General features: G+C 59.0%; 19 protein-coding genes. 3 read left to right on the forward strand and 16 right to left on the reverse strand.

The window, feature by feature from the left end; all coding sequences use genetic code 11:
* The first annotated feature begins 108 nt into the window (after positions 1-108).
* Entirely contained in the window at positions 109-1,998 is a 1,890-nt protein-coding gene (locus ACEQZD_RS03950; protein WP_370184127.1) for an amidohydrolase, read from the forward strand.
* 32 nt (positions 1,999-2,030) lie between these two features.
* Here the strand turns inward: ACEQZD_RS03950 and ACEQZD_RS03955 are convergent, their stop codons facing one another.
* Positions 2,031-2,915 (reverse strand): AraC family transcriptional regulator N-terminal domain-containing protein, encoded by an 885-nt coding sequence (locus ACEQZD_RS03955; protein ID WP_370184130.1) that lies wholly within the window; start codon positions 2,913-2,915, stop codon positions 2,031-2,033.
* A gap of 166 nt (positions 2,916-3,081) precedes the next feature.
* Between ACEQZD_RS03955 and ACEQZD_RS03960 the strand changes: the two genes are divergently transcribed.
* The gene (locus ACEQZD_RS03960) at positions 3,082-3,477 is read left to right on the forward strand and encodes a VOC family protein (protein ID WP_370184132.1); all 396 of its coding nucleotides are present in this window, start codon (positions 3,082-3,084) and stop codon (positions 3,475-3,477) included.
* Positions 3,478-3,495: 18 nt separating this feature from the next.
* Here ACEQZD_RS03960 and ACEQZD_RS03965 read toward each other — a convergent pair whose 3' ends face one another.
* The 3 genes from ACEQZD_RS03965 to ACEQZD_RS03975 form a co-directional block, all read right to left on the reverse strand.
* On the reverse strand, positions 3,496-3,894 hold the full coding sequence (locus ACEQZD_RS03965; protein WP_370184135.1) for a VOC family protein: 399 nt from the start codon (positions 3,892-3,894) through the stop codon (positions 3,496-3,498).
* Positions 3,895-4,029: 135 nt separating this feature from the next.
* Positions 4,030-4,626, reverse strand: a complete 597-nt coding sequence (locus ACEQZD_RS03970) for a glutathione S-transferase family protein (RefSeq protein ID WP_370184137.1) — start codon at positions 4,624-4,626, stop codon at positions 4,030-4,032.
* Between the two features lie 10 nt (positions 4,627-4,636).
* Positions 4,637-5,080, reverse strand: a complete 444-nt coding sequence (locus tag ACEQZD_RS03975; protein WP_370184140.1) for a VOC family protein — start codon at positions 5,078-5,080, stop codon at positions 4,637-4,639.
* A 125-nt stretch (positions 5,081-5,205) separates the two neighbouring features.
* On the opposite strand from ACEQZD_RS03975, the gene ACEQZD_RS03980 reads away from it, so the two are divergent.
* Positions 5,206-6,120 (forward strand): LysR family transcriptional regulator, encoded by a 915-nt coding sequence (locus ACEQZD_RS03980; RefSeq protein ID WP_370184142.1) that lies wholly within the window; start codon positions 5,206-5,208, stop codon positions 6,118-6,120.
* A 128-nt stretch (positions 6,121-6,248) separates the two neighbouring features.
* Here the strand turns inward: ACEQZD_RS03980 and ACEQZD_RS03985 are convergent, their stop codons facing one another.
* The 12 genes from ACEQZD_RS03985 to ACEQZD_RS04040 all read right to left on the reverse strand — a co-directional run.
* Positions 6,249-6,551 (reverse strand): HigA family addiction module antitoxin, encoded by a 303-nt coding sequence (locus tag ACEQZD_RS03985; protein WP_370184145.1) that lies wholly within the window; start codon positions 6,549-6,551, stop codon positions 6,249-6,251.
* 9 nt (positions 6,552-6,560) lie between these two features.
* A complete protein-coding gene (locus ACEQZD_RS03990) occupies positions 6,561-6,839 on the reverse strand; it encodes a type II toxin-antitoxin system RelE/ParE family toxin (RefSeq protein WP_101675476.1) in 279 nt (92 codons plus the stop codon).
* A gap of 118 nt (positions 6,840-6,957) precedes the next feature.
* Positions 6,958-7,425: an OsmC family protein gene (locus ACEQZD_RS03995; protein ID WP_370184147.1), complete on the reverse strand. Its 468-nt coding sequence runs from the start codon at positions 7,423-7,425 to the stop codon at positions 6,958-6,960.
* A 15-nt stretch (positions 7,426-7,440) separates the two neighbouring features.
* Positions 7,441-7,758, reverse strand: a complete 318-nt coding sequence (locus tag ACEQZD_RS04000) for a hypothetical protein (protein WP_370184149.1) — start codon at positions 7,756-7,758, stop codon at positions 7,441-7,443.
* 34 nt (positions 7,759-7,792) lie between these two features.
* Positions 7,793-8,728 carry a nucleotidyl transferase AbiEii/AbiGii toxin family protein gene (locus ACEQZD_RS04005; protein WP_370184152.1) on the reverse strand — a complete coding sequence of 312 codons (936 nt, stop codon included), beginning with the start codon at positions 8,726-8,728 and terminating at the stop codon, positions 7,793-7,795.
* Positions 8,718-9,494 (reverse strand): type IV toxin-antitoxin system AbiEi family antitoxin domain-containing protein, encoded by a 777-nt coding sequence (locus ACEQZD_RS04010; protein WP_370184154.1) that lies wholly within the window; start codon positions 9,492-9,494, stop codon positions 8,718-8,720. The genes ACEQZD_RS04005 and ACEQZD_RS04010 overlap by 11 nt, the downstream gene beginning before the upstream one ends.
* A gap of 172 nt (positions 9,495-9,666) precedes the next feature.
* Complete coding sequence (locus ACEQZD_RS04015; protein WP_370184156.1) at positions 9,667-10,491, reverse strand: HNH endonuclease; 825 nt, start codon at positions 10,489-10,491, stop codon at positions 9,667-9,669.
* A gap of 206 nt (positions 10,492-10,697) precedes the next feature.
* A complete protein-coding gene (locus tag ACEQZD_RS04020) occupies positions 10,698-10,991 on the reverse strand; it encodes a SymE family type I addiction module toxin (protein ID WP_370184159.1) in 294 nt (97 codons plus the stop codon).
* Positions 10,992-11,104: 113 nt separating this feature from the next.
* Positions 11,105-13,639, reverse strand: coding sequence for a DEAD/DEAH box helicase (locus ACEQZD_RS04025; RefSeq protein WP_370184161.1), 2,535 nt, complete (start codon positions 13,637-13,639; stop codon positions 11,105-11,107).
* Between the two features lie 5 nt (positions 13,640-13,644).
* Positions 13,645-14,526, reverse strand: coding sequence for a DUF1837 domain-containing protein (locus ACEQZD_RS04030; protein ID WP_370184163.1), 882 nt, complete (start codon positions 14,524-14,526; stop codon positions 13,645-13,647).
* Between the two features lie 140 nt (positions 14,527-14,666).
* Positions 14,667-16,718, reverse strand: a complete 2,052-nt coding sequence (paaZ, locus tag ACEQZD_RS04035) for a phenylacetic acid degradation bifunctional protein PaaZ (protein WP_370184165.1) — start codon at positions 16,716-16,718, stop codon at positions 14,667-14,669.
* 89 nt (positions 16,719-16,807) lie between these two features.
* Positions 16,808-17,071: 2Fe-2S iron-sulfur cluster-binding protein (locus tag ACEQZD_RS04040; RefSeq protein ID WP_370184167.1), on the reverse strand; the 264-nt coding region annotated here is incomplete at its 5' end.

Genomic DNA, 17,071 nt, shown 5'->3' on the forward strand with positions numbered 1-17,071 from the left:
CGGATTGCCGCTGAGGCGGTCCGCGCCTTCTCTCAAGAAGGTATGATAAGGCACGGCGGCGCCCACGCCGTCGATTGAACAACAACGATAAAGATAAGAGGGAGAGCTATGACCTTGTTAAGGAAACTGCTGCCGGCGGTAACGCTGGCGGCCCTGGCGGGGTGCCAGCACGCACCGCCCGCCGAGCCGGCGGACGCGATCTGGCTGAACGGCCCGATCATCACCGTCGACGACGAGCAGCCGGAAGCGGACGCCGTGGCGGTCCGCGATGGTCGTATCGTCGCCGTGGGTAAACGCAAAGCGGTATTGCGCCACCGTGGCGACGCCACCACCGTGCACGATCTCAACGGCCGTACCTTGCTCCCCGGCTTCGTCGACGCCCACGGCCACGTGTTCTTCGTCGGCTTCCAGGCGATGAGCGCCAACCTGCTGCCGCCGCCGGACGGCGGCGTCACCGATGTGGCATCGATGATCGAGACGCTGAAAACGTTTTCGAAGGACTCGGTGCTGCGCGAGCAGTTCGGCCTGATCTACGGCTTCGGCTACGACGATTCGCAACTGGCCGAAAAGCGCCACCCCACCCGCGCCGAACTGGACCAGGTCAGCCAGGACCAACCGGTACTGGTGATTCATCAGTCCGCCCACTTCGGCGTGGTCAACAGCGCCGGCCTGAAACAATTGGGTATCACCGCCGACAGCGACAACCCGAAGGGTGGCGTGATCGTCAAGGATCCGGCCACCGGCGAACCCACCGGGCTGCTGGAAGAGAACGCCTTCTTCATGGCGCTGGGCAAACTGTTCCCGAAAATGAATCCGCAGCAGGCCATCGCCATGTTGCAGGAAGGCGAGAAGCTCTACACCCGCTACGGCTACACCACCCTGCAGGACGGCCGCAGCGCGCCGAACCACATTAAGATCGCCCAGGCCGCCGCCAACGCCGGCGCCCTGCGGGCGGACATCGTCTCCTACCCGGATATCCTCAATCCCGGCGTGGAAGAGCTGATGGTGGCGCCGTTCTATCAAAACACTGACAGCGCGCCGCAATACCACAACCACGTCCGCATCGGCGGCATCAAGCTGACGCTCGACGGCTCCCCCCAGGGCAAAACCGCCTGGCTCACCGAGCCCTATTACCAGCCGCCGGAAGGCAAGGGCGACGACTACGCCGGCTACGGCGTGGTGGACGACGACAAAGTGGTCGAGGTCTACACCCGGGCCCTGGAGAACCGCTGGCAAACACTCACCCACGCCAACGGCGACCGCGCCATCGACCAGATGATCATGGGCTGGCGCGAGGCCCAGGCCCGCGTGCCGGACGTGGACGTGCGGCCGGTGCTGATTCACGGCCAGACCCTGCGCCAGGATCAGATCCCCGCGCTTGAGGAGCTGGGCATCCTGCCGTCCCTGTTCCCCATGCACACCTTCTACTGGGGCGACTGGCACCGCGACTCCGTGCTTGGCCCGCAGCGAGCGGAAAATATCTCACCTACCGGCTGGGTCCGCGAACGCGGCCTGCGCTTCACCACCCACCACGACGCCCCGGTGGCGCTGCCCGACTCCATGCGCGTGCTCGACACCACGGTGAACCGCACCACCCGCAGTGGCCGCGTGCTCGGTGAAAACCAGAAAGTGGATGTGATGACCGCGCTGAAAGCGATGACGCTGTGGTCCGCCCGGCAGCATTTTGAAGAAGACAGCAAAGGCTCCATCGAAGTGGGCAAGCTGGCGGATTTCGTGGTGCTCTCGGACAACCCGCTGACGGTACCGACGAAAAGCCTGATCGACCTGCGCGTGGAAGAAACCATCAAGGAAGGGCAAAGCCTTTACCACCGCGAACCCGGCACCGCCGCCAGTGCACCGCCCGCCCTGGGCCTGGCGCCGGCCCTGGCCAGCCATGGGCACGAACACGCCCACGGCACGAGCCACTTCGCGGGGGACGGCTGCTTCGCCCCGGGCCTGGAGGTGATTTTCCATCGTCTGACCGGCGCCGCGCACTAACCCAACGGCGCTTGTCGCGGGTAGGCGGACAGCTAACCGCGCAGTCCGGCGACGATCCGCGCGGTGTCCTTCGACGGCGGCTGGCCAAACGCGCGGGCGTACTCGCGGCTGAACTGGGTGGGGCTTTCGTAGCCCACTTCGTGGGCGGCGCGGGTGACGCCGTAGCCGGCGGCCACCAGCAGGGTGCGCGCCTGTAGCAGACGCAACTGCTTCTGGTACTGCAGCGGGCTGAGGTTGGTCACCGCCTTGAAGTGACGGTGGAAGGCGGACAGGCTCATCGCCGCCTCCTCGGCCAGCGCCTCCATGCGCAGCGGCCGCGCGTAATCCCGGCGCAGCCGCTGAATCGCGCGGTTCACCCGCGCCAGGGCGGTGTCCGGCGTAGCGATGTCGCGCAGCATCCAGCCCAGCGGCCCCTGCAGCACGCGGTAGAGGATCTCGCGCTCGTAGGCGGGCGCCAGAGCGGGGATATCGTCCGGCCTTTTCATCAAACGCAACAGACGCGCCCAGGCATCCAGCAACTCCGGCGTCATCGCCGCCACGGAAAAGCCCGCGTCCCGGCCACCCCGGCCGGCGGAATCAGGCAAATCCGACAGCAGGTCCGCCAGAATCCGCGCATCCAGGGTCAGGCTCACCGCCAGGTAGGGCTCGCCGGACGCCGCCGGCCGCACCACCCCCGCCGCCGGCAAATCCACCGACATCACGAAGTAGGTGGCCGGGTCGTAGTGCAGGGTTTGCCCGCCCACGGTCATCGACTTACTGCCCTGCAAAATCAGGTTGATCATCGGATCGTACACGGCGGCAAGATGGTGCTCGGGGATCGCGCCCTGGACCATCGCCACGCGGGGGATGCCGGTCTCGGTGCGACGGTTCTGGGCGTGGGCGGCCAGCGCCCGCAGTTCGTTCAGGGATTCGTTCATCCGCTTATTGGACGCCGGCGCGGCCGCCGGCACAAGCGGGAAAGCAGGAACAGGCAGATTTCAGACAGGAACGGAGCGGCCCGGTCCCCGGCGAAGCGCTATCGTGCAAGCTCGCCTTATCGTTTCCTTACAGAAGCGGTGACCTACCGAAAACACAGGAGCCACCATGCTCGATCACATCTTCGTATCCGTCAGCGACCCGGACCGCTCCATCGCCTTCTACACCCGGGCGCTGGCGCCGCTGGGCATCGTCAACCGCCACGACTACGACGGCAAGGACGGCCCGCCGGGCCACCCGGATCTGAAAGGCTTCGGCGCCCACGGCCGCATCTTCTTCTGGCTGCGCCCGGGCCAGGTGGACGCCCGCGCCGCGCACATCGGCTTTGTCGCCGACAGCGAGGAAGCGGTGGCCGCCGCCTACGCCGAAGCCATGGCCGCCGGCGCCACCGACAACGGCGCCCCCGGCCCGCGCCTGCACTACGACCCGCGCTACTACGCCGCCAACGTGCTCGACCCGGACGGCTACAGCCTGGAGTTTGTGTACAAAAGCTGGCAGCACTGACGTCGCCGGCGCGGGGTTTTAGGCGCGCACCGCCTGGCACACCACTTCCACATTGGCGCCGTCCGGGTCCAGCACATAGGCGGCGTAATAGTGGTCGTGATAATGCGCCCGAACCCCGGGCGCGCCGTTATCGACCCCGCCCGCCGCCAACGCCGCGCCATGGAAGGCATCCACCATGGACCGCTCCGCCGCCGCAAACGCCACATGGGTGCCCGCCCCGGGCTGCTCGTTATCGTGCACCCAAAGACGGGGATAGCCGTCCCTGCCAAAACCGTGGCGCGTGCCGCCACTGCGGGTGCGCTCCGGCCCGACGGTGATGATGCGGGTCATGCCCAGCGGCGCCAGCGCCTGCTCATAGAAACGGCGCGACACCTCGGCGTCGCGCACGGCGAATTCCACGTGATCCAGTAACGTCATAGGGCTGTCCGCCTGAAGGTAGCGTTTCGGAGGCCGGCTAATAGCCGGCCCACCCATTGTGCCCCATTCCGCGCTTGCGCCGCCGGCCGGAAACCGGCGAAACCCTGCCTGATCGTCGCGACAACCTGATGCCCGTTATTCGATCCCGGGCATGCCAACGTAACCCGGCAACGCCTTGATGCGCTCGATCCAGGCGCGGATCGCCGGGTATGGCTCCAGTGCCACGCCGCCTTCCCAGCCCAGCGCCAGATAAGGAAACACCGCGCACTCGGCGATGGTCGGCCGGCCCATGGCGAGCCATTGATGCTCGCTCAGATGTTGTTCGATCAACGGCAGCACTCGGGCGCTCACTGCCAGGGCAGCCTCCTTGTTCAGCGGGTAGCCGAACTTATCGATCAGCCGCGCCACGTTGGGGCCGGCATGGATTTCGTTGGCGGCGGTGGACAGCCACTGCATGACCTCGCCCTGGTGGGCGGCGCTGTCCGGCCACCATTGATGGCCGCCGTAGCGGCGGGCCAGATAGACCAGGATTGCCTGGGAATCGCGCAGCACGACCTCGCCGTCTTCCAACACCGGCACCTGCTCCCAGGGGTTCAGACCGATGAACGGCGATTGTTTGTGTTCGCCGGCGGCCAGATCCACCGGCTTCAGTTCCATATCCAGGCCCACCAGGGCGGCGAACAAACGCACCTTGTAGGCGTTACCGGACAATTCCATATCGTAGAGCTTCATGGCGCGCTCCTTATTGGGCTGCAAAGTGGTTGGCGGCGTCTTCGGATTCCGGCAATAGCTGATTGAACTCCAGCACGTTGCGGTCCGGATCGCGGATAAACAGGGTGATGCGGCGCGGGCCCAGGCGGTGGATGCCCTCGGTGATCTCGATGCCCGCCTGGTCCAGCCAGTCCTTCAGGGCATAGAGGTCGTCCACCACGAACGCCGGGTGGGTGACGCCCGGCAGCTTCACCGGCTCGTCGAGCAGCACGTTGCGGCCATGGGGCAGGCGCGTGCCGTTGAAGATCAGATTGATGCGCACGCCGCCCGGCGTCTCCATCTCGTTGGCCTCGAACGGCTCGAAGCGGCGCACCTCCGTGAACCCGAGCTGCTCATAGAACGCCACCGCCTGCTGGCGGTCGCTGACGCGGATGCCCACGTGGTCGTACTCGCGAATCGGCTGCGGTTGTTTCATCACTGGCTCCCTCGGTGAAATGTGAGATAGGGAGCGCCAGTAAACGCCCAACGCCGGATTCAATAAATGGTGCGGACCTGCTAGCTTTATTCAGGTTTTCGCACAAATGGAGCCGAACGCCCCCAATGGACAAACTCAAAGCCATGAGCACCTTCGTCGCCATCGTCGACCAGGGCAGCCTCTCCGCCGCCGGCGACAAGCTGGACCGCTCCCCCGCCGCCATCGTCCGCACCCTGGCCGGCCTGGAACGCCACCTGGGCGTGCGCCTGCTCAACCGCAGCACCCGCCGCCTCGCCCTCACCGACGAAGGCCGAGACTACCTGCAGCACTGCCGCCAGATCCTCGCCGACATCCACGGCGCCGAAGCCCGCCTGGACAGCCGCCGCACCGAACCTGCCGGCACCCTGTCGATCACCGCGCCGGTGATGTTCGGCCACCTGCACCTCACACCGCTGCTCAACCAGTGGCTCAAGCAACACCCGCAGATGCGCGCCGACCTCACCCTCCTCGACCGCGTCACCGACCTGCTCGAAGAAGGCTTCGACCTGGCCCTGCGCATCGGCCACCTGGCCGACAGCAGCCTGATCGCCCGCCCCCTCGGCCACACCGGCTACGTGCTCTGCGCCAGCCCGGAACTCCTCGAACAACGCGGCCACCCCAACCACCCCCAGGACCTGGCCGACTGGCCCACCGTCTGCTTCGCCCCCGCCGGCAGCACCTGGCACTTCCAGGTGGACGGCAAACCCTGGCCGCAACGCATCGACCCGCTGATACGCGCCAACCAGATCGACACCCAACTCGCCGCCGCCCGCGACGGCCTCGGCCTGTGCCGCGTGCTCAGCTACCAGGCCCAACAGGACTTCGAGCGCGGCACCCTCGTGCCCGTGCTCAGCGACTACAACCCGCCGCCCATGCCCGTGCAGTTCGTGTTCCCGCACAGCCGGCTGCTGTCGCCGCGGGTGCGGCATTTTATGGAAGCGGTGGAGGGGCCGTTGAAAGCGAGGTTGGCGGGTGAGACCGGTAAGGGCTTGGCTACTTGAAGTGAATCGGCTCGGACCGTGAGCCAATTAGCGCGCGGAGTCGGCTCATCGATCGCCGAACAAGGAAGATACCCACGTTGGGTTTCCAACTACCCAAAATGGGTATTTAGAAGAATCGGCGGCAGCGCCTAAGCGCTCTCGCGCTCATTCCAGGGACGGATCGCCGCCAGCGTCTCCGCCAACTCGCGCTCCGCCACCTCGGTATCGTGCTCCACCTGCGCGCGCAGCCAATAGCCACGGGACAGGCCGAAGAAACGACACAGGCGCAGATCGGTATCCGCAGTGATGGCGCGCTTACCGGCGACGATATCGCCGATGCGCTGCGCCGGCACGCCGATCTCTTTAGCAAGGCGATATTTGGTGATACCCAGAGGCTTGAGGAATTCCTCGAGAAGCAGCTCACCGGGCGTCACGGGTGCAATACGAGTCATGATGCCCTCCTAGTGGTAGTCCACGATCTCAACGTCCGCAGCCCCGGCGGCGGTCCACCGGAAACAGAGGCGGAACTGATCGTTCACTCTGATACTGTGCTGCCCCTTTCGGTTTCCTTTCAGGGCTTCCAGGCGATTTCCCGGCGGCACTCGCAGATCATCCAACCGCTCGGCAATTTGCAACTGCCGAAGCTTACGCAGCGCGACGCGCTCGATGGCAACGAAACGTCGGACGCGCCTGCCGCTCGCCAGCGCTTCCGTGTCCTGGCATTTGAACGAACTGATCATTAGCAAATGCTAACGCATCGCGTTATTAACGTAAAGCGTTATCATCAGGCGAACAATCACACCCCGAAATGTCCCAAGATGAGAGCACTGAGCGAATGGGATCCGGCTTCGGGATGGACTACGCCGGCAGCTCCGTGACCACCTCGGTGCGCACGGAATTGGCGATAAAACACTCGCTGTGCGCCTGGTGGTGCATCTTCTCGATCTGCGCGCGGCTTGGCTGGCGCTCGCCGGAGAAGCGGGCGTCCGGCCGCAGCACCACGCGGGTGATCGCCAGCTTGCCGTGCTCGTTCTTCGCCATGGTACCCACGGCCTGATCGGTATAGCGGTCCACCACATAGCGCCGTTTGGCGGCGATGCCCAGGAACACCAGCATGTGGCAACTGGACAGCGCCGCCACGAACGCCTCCTCCGGGTCCACGTTCTCCGCCACGGCATGCGGCAACGGCACGATGTGTGGCGACGCCGACGCTGGCACCACCAGGCCGCCGTCGAACGCCCACTCATGGGCGCGGCTGTAGCGGTTATCGCTGAAAGCTTCGTCGGACTGGCGCTGCCAGCGGATCGTGGCTTGGTAATCGGCCATGGGAGACTCCCGGAATCAGTACCGGCGTTGCTCGCGCACCTCGTAGTGCTGGGAATGGCTGTCCCAGTGAGCCAAGACCTCCCGGGCCTTGTCCGGCACGTAGGACGCCGTGATGTCCTCACCCACGAACGCCTTGATGGCGTCCAGAGAATCGAACTCCATCAGCGTGATGAACTCCACCTCATCGGCGTGCTCACGGCGCAACAATTGAATACTGCGATAGCCGGGCACCTGCTTGGCTTCGATGCCGGGAAAGATTTCTTCCTTGAGCAGCGCTTCGTAGCGGTCGGCATTAGCGTGGGTGGTCCAGCCGTGCCAGATGCGTTTGATCATGATGCTCTCCTCAACCGGGGGCCCGACGGAATCATTATGGCTCAACGTTACTGGCTGACAAGAGACGGAGCACCTCCTCCAGACGGGCCACCGCCGCCGCCCGTTTCTCCGGAGTCATCGCGTTGATATTGCGAAGTTTCCACTGCACAGCGGGAAGCGATTCGGCTTTTGGTACCGGACATCGTCGCCAATCAGGCTCGCCGCGTTTGAAGGAAAGGAGGAACTCAATGTCTGCATCGGTAAGGTGGGCAGCCAGGGCTTTGAGCAAGGCATCGCCAACGGCTTGCAGCGTTTCGAGGGAGACGGCCTCCCGGCTCATGCCGGCGAACTCATCGGCGTGCACCTGATCCAGGGCCCTCCAGCGCGGAGCGAGCAGCTCCGCCATCGGCCGGGGGTGGCTCATCAGATAGACCAGAAACCCCTCAAAAAGCGGCCGGTCTATGCCCTCGTTTTCCAGTAACAGGTGAACATCGAAAAGATCACGGGGATGCTGACGATCCAGGGCCGCACACAGCTTGCCACCATACAGATCCGGCAGCGCCAGCACCGACGCCGATGCGAAACCGAACTCATCTTCCACGGCCTCGCTGACGTCACGCTCTTCCGGGGTGTGCAACGAGCCACGAACAACCGGGTTCACCTCCACTTTGACCTGAACCCGCCCCTGGCGAACGACCAGCTTGAGATCGTCATCCCCTCGGTTGTGTTGAAGGCAGCTAACCCCGGGCAGCTGCGTCTTGATGCGCCCTTGTATCCGGGTCAGGGCCTCCCGGGAGCGTCCCAGAGCGTCGGCACGCCCGTGGTCCGGCAGGTACGCCAAATCAATGTCCACGGACAGCCGCGGCATATCGCGCACGAAGAGATTAATGGCCGTGCCGCCCTTCAGGGCAAAGTCTTTTTCTTGCGCCACAAGCGGCAGCACTCGCAGCAGCAGCCGCACCTGGTCCGCATAGCGTGCATCAAACGTCATCCCCCCACTCCCTGGGTACCGTTATCTGAAAGTCCCTGTCCAGCCGACCGCGCGGATACAACTGACGCTTACCCGCGCCCAGATCGATACGCCCCGTGTCCAGACGCCGATACCAGGCATGACCGTAATGACGGGCCAGCAACAGGAAAGCCCGCTTCACTTTGACCGAGCGACAGGCCTCCAGCAATACCTGCAAACGCCGGGGACGCAGCGTCACCAGCCCGCCGAACGTCTCCGACACCAGGCTGCCAAAGAACGCCTCACCGGACAGCGCATAAAACCACTCCAACACCGCGCGCTCCGGCGTCGCTACCTGGATATCAAAATCCCGCCCCGGCGGCGTATAAGGCTGGATACTGTCCGCAGGCGCCCGGCAGAACAAGGCGTACTGCTGATAGCTCACCCTCGCCCCCCAGTCATACCCGGCGAACCAGCGCGGCAGCCGCCGGCCGGGCTCGCCCCAGAGAGTGAGCGCTTCCTCACCAAAGCGCAGGAAATGGCTGCCTTCGCTGAGCTCCAGCGCCGACAACCCGCCCAACCAGAAGGCCGGCGTCTCCGTGAGCGGCTGCTGCAACCCGTACAGCCCGCCCTGCCAATTCACCTTGTCGCCGGCCCGCCGGTAGGCGCCATGCCCCACCCGCGCCAGCCAACCCTCCCGCGCCCAACGCCCGGCGGCCACGCTTGAGACACCATGAGCCGTCAGCCAGGGCTGGGAGAGGACCGCGCCGGCGGGCCATTGCTGGAGGAGCTGGTTTACATTTTTCACTGATATAAGCCCATAAAGAACATATCAGGCTATAAATTAAACCATCGGTAGTTTAATTTATAGCCCGAAATATCCTATAAATGCACATATTGGTTTATTTTTTAAACTAACCGCAGGGATTTGACGAAAGATGCAGAGGAACGACCCCGCCCTGCCCCATTCAATACCCAGCCTACAAAGCGGTCTCGGCGGCTTTCGCCACCTCTACCAACTGAGCATTAAAACGCGTGGCATCCTTAGCGTAGTGAGCGCGCCGGTGACAATTCGGGCAAAGAGCGATCACGTTCTCTGGATGATCGGGCCCGCCATCGGCCACACGGTGAAGATGGTGGCACTCAAGATAAGGACCTTGTGACGAGGAAAACGGCGCCGGCTGGGCACAGCCCTCGCAATAGCCTTTGGCACGCCCCAATGCATAGCGCCGAATGGCCTCGGCGCGGTAGTAGGCCACTCTCATCCGAGTCTGTGGCTCGACGTTGCTAACTGCCTTTGGAAGCGCCGCATCTCGAAGCTGCGCCAGCGAATAGCGCTTCAGCCTATTTGTATCACCTGGGTCGTAGAGTGGGCGCGCCTCCCGTACCGACGAGGAAGGAGGCGACGAATTCACATCGAGATGAAACACCAAGGCCTGACGCAGCTCGCCATCCCGGTCAGGGCGCTCTTCCTGGTGGTACCCAATACAGTACGCCTGCCCAATATAGCGGACGTAACCACGGCGCGTGTATTCGAAGAGGTGCAGTGTCTTACCATCCTGACGGTGGTGGGCAATGGCACGATTGCCGCCGGTAAGCGCCATGTCCCCGACTTGCCCCGCCCCAGTATAGAAAAAGACGCCCTCTTTGAATTCGTCAGTGTAACCGTGCCGACCGCCGGTCTCTGAGACGAACAGGAACACACAGGGTGCGTTCTTTGGTGTGGAGATGCCGCCCTGCTGCTGCCCACCGTACACCTCATGGATCTGCGAACGGCGGTGATACTCCTTCCCCACTTCAAACACTGCGCTTCCCCAAGCTAACCGGACTACCTGGACGCCCAGGCCAGAGCCAGAGCGTCGACGATTATTGTTGCTCAGGGATCATAACGGGTATGCGCTCTGGATTGCAGACCCGCGATGCCGCGCATGGATCAGTGAGCGGCGGAAGGGAAAAAACTAACAGGACGCGCGACAGCCGCCGCCCGGCAAAGCGGCGGCACGGGCGGCGATCAAACGCCGGAGGGCTCCGGGGCGGCCGAAATGACGAGGCGACCCTCGCTGACTTCCACCTGCAACGACGTGCCGACGTCGAAGCCGGCTTCCGCAAGCCAATAGCCTTTCACGTGCACCCAGGGGACGGGCGGCCTGGGTTGTTTGAGGCGATGGACGCGGACAGGATCGAAGGATTGGTAATATTGCCCGGGATGCACCTTAAGGTGCCGGGTGTAGGGGAAATCGCGGTTGGATTTGCGGGTTTCGCTTTTACCCACGCGGGCGCGTGGCTTATGATTCCGTTCAGCCATGATGGACTCCTAGTCAGTCTGTTGTGGTTAGCTGCCTTCGGGTGTTGCCGCACCCGGAGGCAGTGCTTCTTAATGTACCTTAAAGCTCCTTGCCCTCCAACCCTGAGAAGGGCTTATATTCCATCCAATTGGACTTTAATCCAGAAGTTCATGTTTTCCTTATTTTTCCTTATGGCATCAATAATTTCTCTGCCGTCTACGTCTTTATCTTGAAAATTCTGCAAGAAATTTTCTTTTAGGTAAATCGCTGTATCTCTTGCGACGCCCTTAGCGATAAGAAATCTCGTTGCGTGATGGTAGGCCCCCGCCTCTATAGCACCTAGTAGAGCACTATTTCCACCGACAATATCGGCAACAGGCTTTAGTAAAATTGGCACACCGTAACTAACCTTATTCAAGATAAGCGCGATATCATCTTCTATTTTTTCACTTTCATCGAAATCATAAACATTGCTATTCAACATTTCATAAATGGGCTTTTCTTTAGCCCAATCTCGAGCAAAATAGCACATCTTCCAAAGAAGCCCGCCACTATACTTATTTTTTGACCCTATATACCTACCAAAATAATATCCGAAATTCTCAGAAAGGAAAGATATAATATCAACCAACACCTTGGTGACCTTCGAATCCCATACACTATTAGGAATCTCAGGGAAGGCGCCCTGGCGAAAACAATGAAAAAGAAGCTCCAAATCAAAGGGATCCCAATACCTATTTTTAAAAATCACATCCCTAGGACAGGAAAAGGAAGAAAATGAACCGATAGTTTTCTCAATATAGGAGTCGTCCAAATCAATACCAACATCTCTCATGCGAGCTTTTGCCGACAGCCCATACCTGTAAATATTTTGTCTGATGTATGTGAGAACATTTTTAGCGGCACCTTCGTCGAGCACGAGGTCATTCGCTATCTGATCTTTTAGAAACCCCTCATATTCTTGATAATAATCCTTATAACCGACCGAAATCTCTTTCTTTGATGTTTCGAATAACTGTTCTTGGCTTGGCTCTACATCAAAAGACGACTCATCCAAGACGATGGTTCTACCCACAAAATCTTTCAGCAAGCGACCAGCTCGGCCCCTTAAGTTGGAGAATTCATAGCTCGAGAGTTTTGGGTTTTCCCTACTTGAGTGTCTTTTCACGAACAAATTAGGACTTCTTATTAATATATTTGATGCTGGGAAATTGACACCTTGCATCAGCGTCGTAGTACAAACAAGATTATTGATGATGCCTCTTGAAAAAGCTTCTTCGACGACAACTCGAGCATGCATGGGAAGCCTCCCGTTATGATAGGCGACCCCAGATAAAACATTCTCAGCCAAAGAATATTTCGCATGCACAGTTTCTTGTAAATAACTCGATAAACTTTTAAGCCTTACATCCAAACCAGAATGTAGGTGTCTAGATATATAGTCTGAGGTTCTTTTTGACTGTCCTGGATTCGGCGAAAATACAATATTTTTTTCGCTACCGGGAAAAGAACCCAAAACGGAGCACAAGTAATTGTGAAAATCGTCATTGTATAGAGACTTCCCTATACCGCTAATCATTTTACTATTTTTTATTTCTATTTGCCTCGCCTCTGCTCGCACATCTGTGTACTGCCTCAAATAGAATTTGCTTTTTACTTTACCAACCGAATAAGTCAAACTAAATACAGGAGAAACTATCGTTTCCGAAGAAGTCGCAGCGTCATCAAAAATTTGCCGCCCAAGGTCCTGAATATTATTGAGCATAGGACCACTCAGTATGGTTTTATCCGCCCAATCGTTATGTTTAACCTCTTTTAAAAAATCATATAGAATCTTGGACCGCTGATCGTCTTCAGCAGAGGCTCTTTCTATATTTTGCACCTCGTCTACAACGAGAAGATCTAATTTCTCCTTGACCTCAGATCCAGAAAACGCAGATATCGCCCTTTCTTGTGTTAAAACAAGGACCATTTTCGATTTATTCTGCTGAAAGTTCTCTTGAAATGAAGAATAAAGCTCTACATCTTTTATTTCATTAGCCTGAAGCAACTTTGATATATCTTTTATAACTTGATTTATAAGACTTATAGTCGGAACAATGAATATAACCCTTCTTGCCTCACCTAAAAGAATCTTTATAATGTATAGATAAATAACGTATGATTTTCCCGCAGAAGTGGGCGCAGAAATACAGACAATCCTATTTTTCTCTATCTCATGCCAAGTCTTTTTTTGGAAATCGCTAAACAAATATTTATTACTTCCCACTTCAACTTCGCATTTTGCTTGTTCCAAAAGAGTTACCAACTTCCCTATATAGCTCTCAAATTCTGAATACTGGTGCGTTTCCTTATAATGCTCATCGATCAAAACAGTTGATGGGGCCACTCCAACTCTAGACAAAATAACCGTGAAATTTTCCCTAAGCGATTCTTTGTAGCTCTCATCAGCGTATTGCCAACATAAAGCGACGATCCCTATACATTTACGCCGATCATCTTCTAAGTCACTCCGCGACAGCCTGTCAGAAACAGCTAGAACTTCGGATAAGCCTCGGCGATCTATATAAACAAAACTCGACTCTTCATCCAAAAATCCGATTTTTTTGGCAAAATTATTATGCTCAATATTTAAGAGGTCGTTTATGACTTTATCTTCAAGCTCCATTGCAATCACCCCTCAAAGTCCTTAAGAAGCTTGTCGAGCTCCCATATCGGGAAGACAATGAAATGCATTCTTTTTAAAATATTTTTATCTACATCGTCTGCTTTATCACAAGAGGCCAACCTCGAAGCTACGATTTCTTTGACCTTCTGGTTTATTTTTTCCTCACAATCCTCATCTTTATTTTTGGTTTCGTTGTAAGATACGACAGAAACAAGCTCATACTTGACATTCGGGAGATCATTATCCTGAATGGATTTCGCAATTTCTTGTAGCTCAGGCTCAATGAAATCGTCATACGTGTAGAGGAGCATCTCATCCTCAATCTCTTCGTATGTCTTTAATATGCTTTTTACTGATGCCTCCATTGCAGCATTGAATTGGTATTTTGACTCATAAGTTTTGGCCTCACCCAGATATAAAATATTATTTGATTGCTTTTCTTTATAATGTATCGCGTCAGCACCAAACCTTTCTACACTGCTATTTGTTGTCAGAGGCATTTTCCTTAAAATTGCAGGCGCCTCAAAGAAAAACTGGATAAAGTTAAAGAGCAAAAGCTCGCCGAATTGGCCTTGTGGATGCCCTTTCCTAAATTTTTTTCTGGCCAAAAACTCTATATGTGAGGCAACGTTCTGGTAATCAGAATTTCTTTTTGCCAGTTCGTCCTCAAAGAGATTTTTATATTTACTCTTCCCATAAACCCATGAGCAAATAGTATTTTTTAACTCTCTTAGAAAGTCAGATCTGCGCTCTTTTAAATCAGAATGCGCAATGGAAACGCCTGCCTTTGTATTGGCCGGAAACTTTACATCTACAGAAAATAAATATAAATTTTTAACCAGCGAATCAACATTAGAAAGCAAGTCTTCTATTTTACTGTTCTGCATAACCCTCTTCCCAAAGCACTCCATTTCTCATCGTAAACGTTAAAATTAGATAAATTCAACAAAAAAAGGCCGCCCCAAAAGGAGCGGCCATCACCAAGGAAGCCTTGAATTAAAGAGTAAGGACTAACTCACCACACGAGTTATGCGTCCCCTTTCTTCTTCGCAACCAGCGTCAGAATGTCATAGCTGGCCACCAGCTCGTCGTCCTGGTTCTTCACCTGCACGTCCCACACCACCACGCCTTGCGGGGTGCCGTCGGGGGCGGCTTTGCCCTGGTCGATTTTGCGTTTGCAGGTGAGGCGGGCCTGGATGGTGTCGCCGGCGCCGACGGGGTTGATGAAGCGCAGGGTGTCGAGGCCGTAGTTGGCGAGCACGGGGCCGGGCGCCGGGGAGACGAACAGGCCGGCGGCGGCGGAGAGCAGGAAGTAGCCGTGGGCGATGCGTTTGCCGAATTGGGAGTCTTTGGCGGCGATTTCGTCGAAGTGCATGTAGAAGTGGTCGCCGGAGAGGCAGCCGAAGTTGACGATGTCGGCTTCGGTGACGGTGCGGCGGTGGGTGAGCAGGGATTCGCCGATGGCGAGGTCGTCGAAGTGGCGGCGGAAGGGGTGCACTTCGGTTTCGAGCACGTCGGCGCCGCGCACGTATTCGCCGGTGACGGCGGCCAGCATGGTCGGCGAGCCCTGGATGGCGGTGCGTTGCAGGTAGTGGTGGACGGCGCGGATGCCGCCGAGTTCTTCACCGCCGCCGGCGCGGCCGGGGCCGCCGTGTTTGAGCATGGGCAGGGGTGCGCCGTGGCCGGTGGATTCCTTGGCGGCTTCGGCGTTGAGCACTTGCAGGCGGCCGTGGCGGGCGGCCAGGGCCGGGATGGCGCGGGCGGCGTTTTTGAGGTCTTTGGTGGCGAAGGTGGTGACCAGGCTGCCTTTGCCTTTGGCGGCGAGTTCGACCGCTTCGTCCAGGTCGCCGTAGCCCATCAGGGTGCTGACCGGGCCGAAGGCTTCGATGTCGTGGGCGCCGCCGTCGGCGTGGGGGTCGTTGCTGCGCAGCAGGCGCGGGGCGAAGAAGGCGCCGTTTTCGGTGCCTTTGCCGATAGGGGCCGCGCCGCCGTCGGCACCAAAGAGGCACTCGCTGGTGTTGAGCAGGTCGTTGACGGCGGCGGTGACGTCTTCTTTCTGCGCGATGGAGGCCAGCGCGCCCATCCGCACGCCTTCTTCGTCGGGGTCGCCGAGGGTGATTTTTTCCAGACGTTGGATCAGGCGTTCGGCGAAGGCATCGAGGTGCTGTTGCGGGACCATGATGCGGCGGATGGCGGTGCATTTCTGGCCGGCTTTGACGGTCATCTCGCGGACGATTTCCTTGGCGAGCAGGTCCAATTCTTCGTCGTCGGGGGTGACGTCCGGGGCGAGGATGGCGCTGTTCAGCGAATCCGCTTCGGCGTTGAAGGGGATGGAGCGGTTGATGACGTTGGGGTGCGCGCGCAGTTTGCGGGCGGTGTCCGCGGAGCCGGTGAAGGTGATCACGTCCTGTTCATCGAGCTGGTCGAGCAGGTCGCCGGTGCTACCGATCACCAGTTGCAGGGCGCCTTCGGGCAGCGCGCCGGAGTCCTGCATCAGGCGCACGCAGGCTTCGGTGACGTAGCTGGTGGCCGTGGCCGGTTTGACGATACAGGGCATGCCGGCGAGGAAGTTGGCGGCGAATTTTTCCAGCATGCCCCAGACCGGGAAGTTGAAGGCGTTGATGTGCACGGCGACGCCGCCGCGCGGCACCAGGATGTGGGTGCCTGCGAAGTGGTTGTTCTTGCCGAGGGGGATCACCGGGCCTTCGTGGACCACGTTGCCGGAGGGCAGCTCTTTGCGGCCCATGCTGGCGTAGGCGAACAGGGTGCCGAAGCCGCCGTCGATGTCGAAGGCGTTGTCGCCCTTGGTGGCGCCGGTGTGGCGCGAGAGTTTATAGAGCTCTTTTGTGTGTTCCTGCAGGTGCAGAGCCATGGCCTTGAGGCGGGCGGCGCGTTGCTGGAAGTCGAGATCAAGCAGTGCTTTGACGCCGGTGGTGCGGCCGTAGTGGACGGCGGCGGCGAAGTCCGGGGTGTCGTCGTGGGCGTGGGCGACGATCTCGCCGTTGATGGCGCTGGCCAGCGGTTTGCCGGGCTGGCTGCCGAGCCATTGGCCGGCGAGGTAGCTTTGGAGAACGGTCATGGCGTGGCTCCTTGTTGATCGGTGTGTTGTTCGCGGCGGGGCCGCTTATTCGCGGGCAAGGCCCGCTCCAACAAGGGCCCGCGAAGGTTTTAGGGTTGGTCGAAATCCAATACAACTTTGTCGGTGAGCGGGTAGCTCTGGCACGAGAGCACGTAGCCCGCGTCGATTTCGTAGTCTTCCAGGGCGAAGTTGTTGTCCATTTCCACTTCGCCTTCCACCACCTTGCAGCGGCAGGTGGAGCAGACGCCGGCCTTGCAGGAGAACGGCAGGTCGGCGCCTTCTTTGTTGGCGGCGTCGAGGATGTTGACGCTGTCGCGGGGTACGCGGAAGTCGAGCTGGCGGCCGTCGCTGAT

The sequence above is a fragment of the Alloalcanivorax sp. genome, assembly GCF_964221125.1.
Taxonomy (GTDB): domain Bacteria; phylum Pseudomonadota; class Gammaproteobacteria; order Pseudomonadales; family Alcanivoracaceae; genus Alloalcanivorax; species Alloalcanivorax venustensis.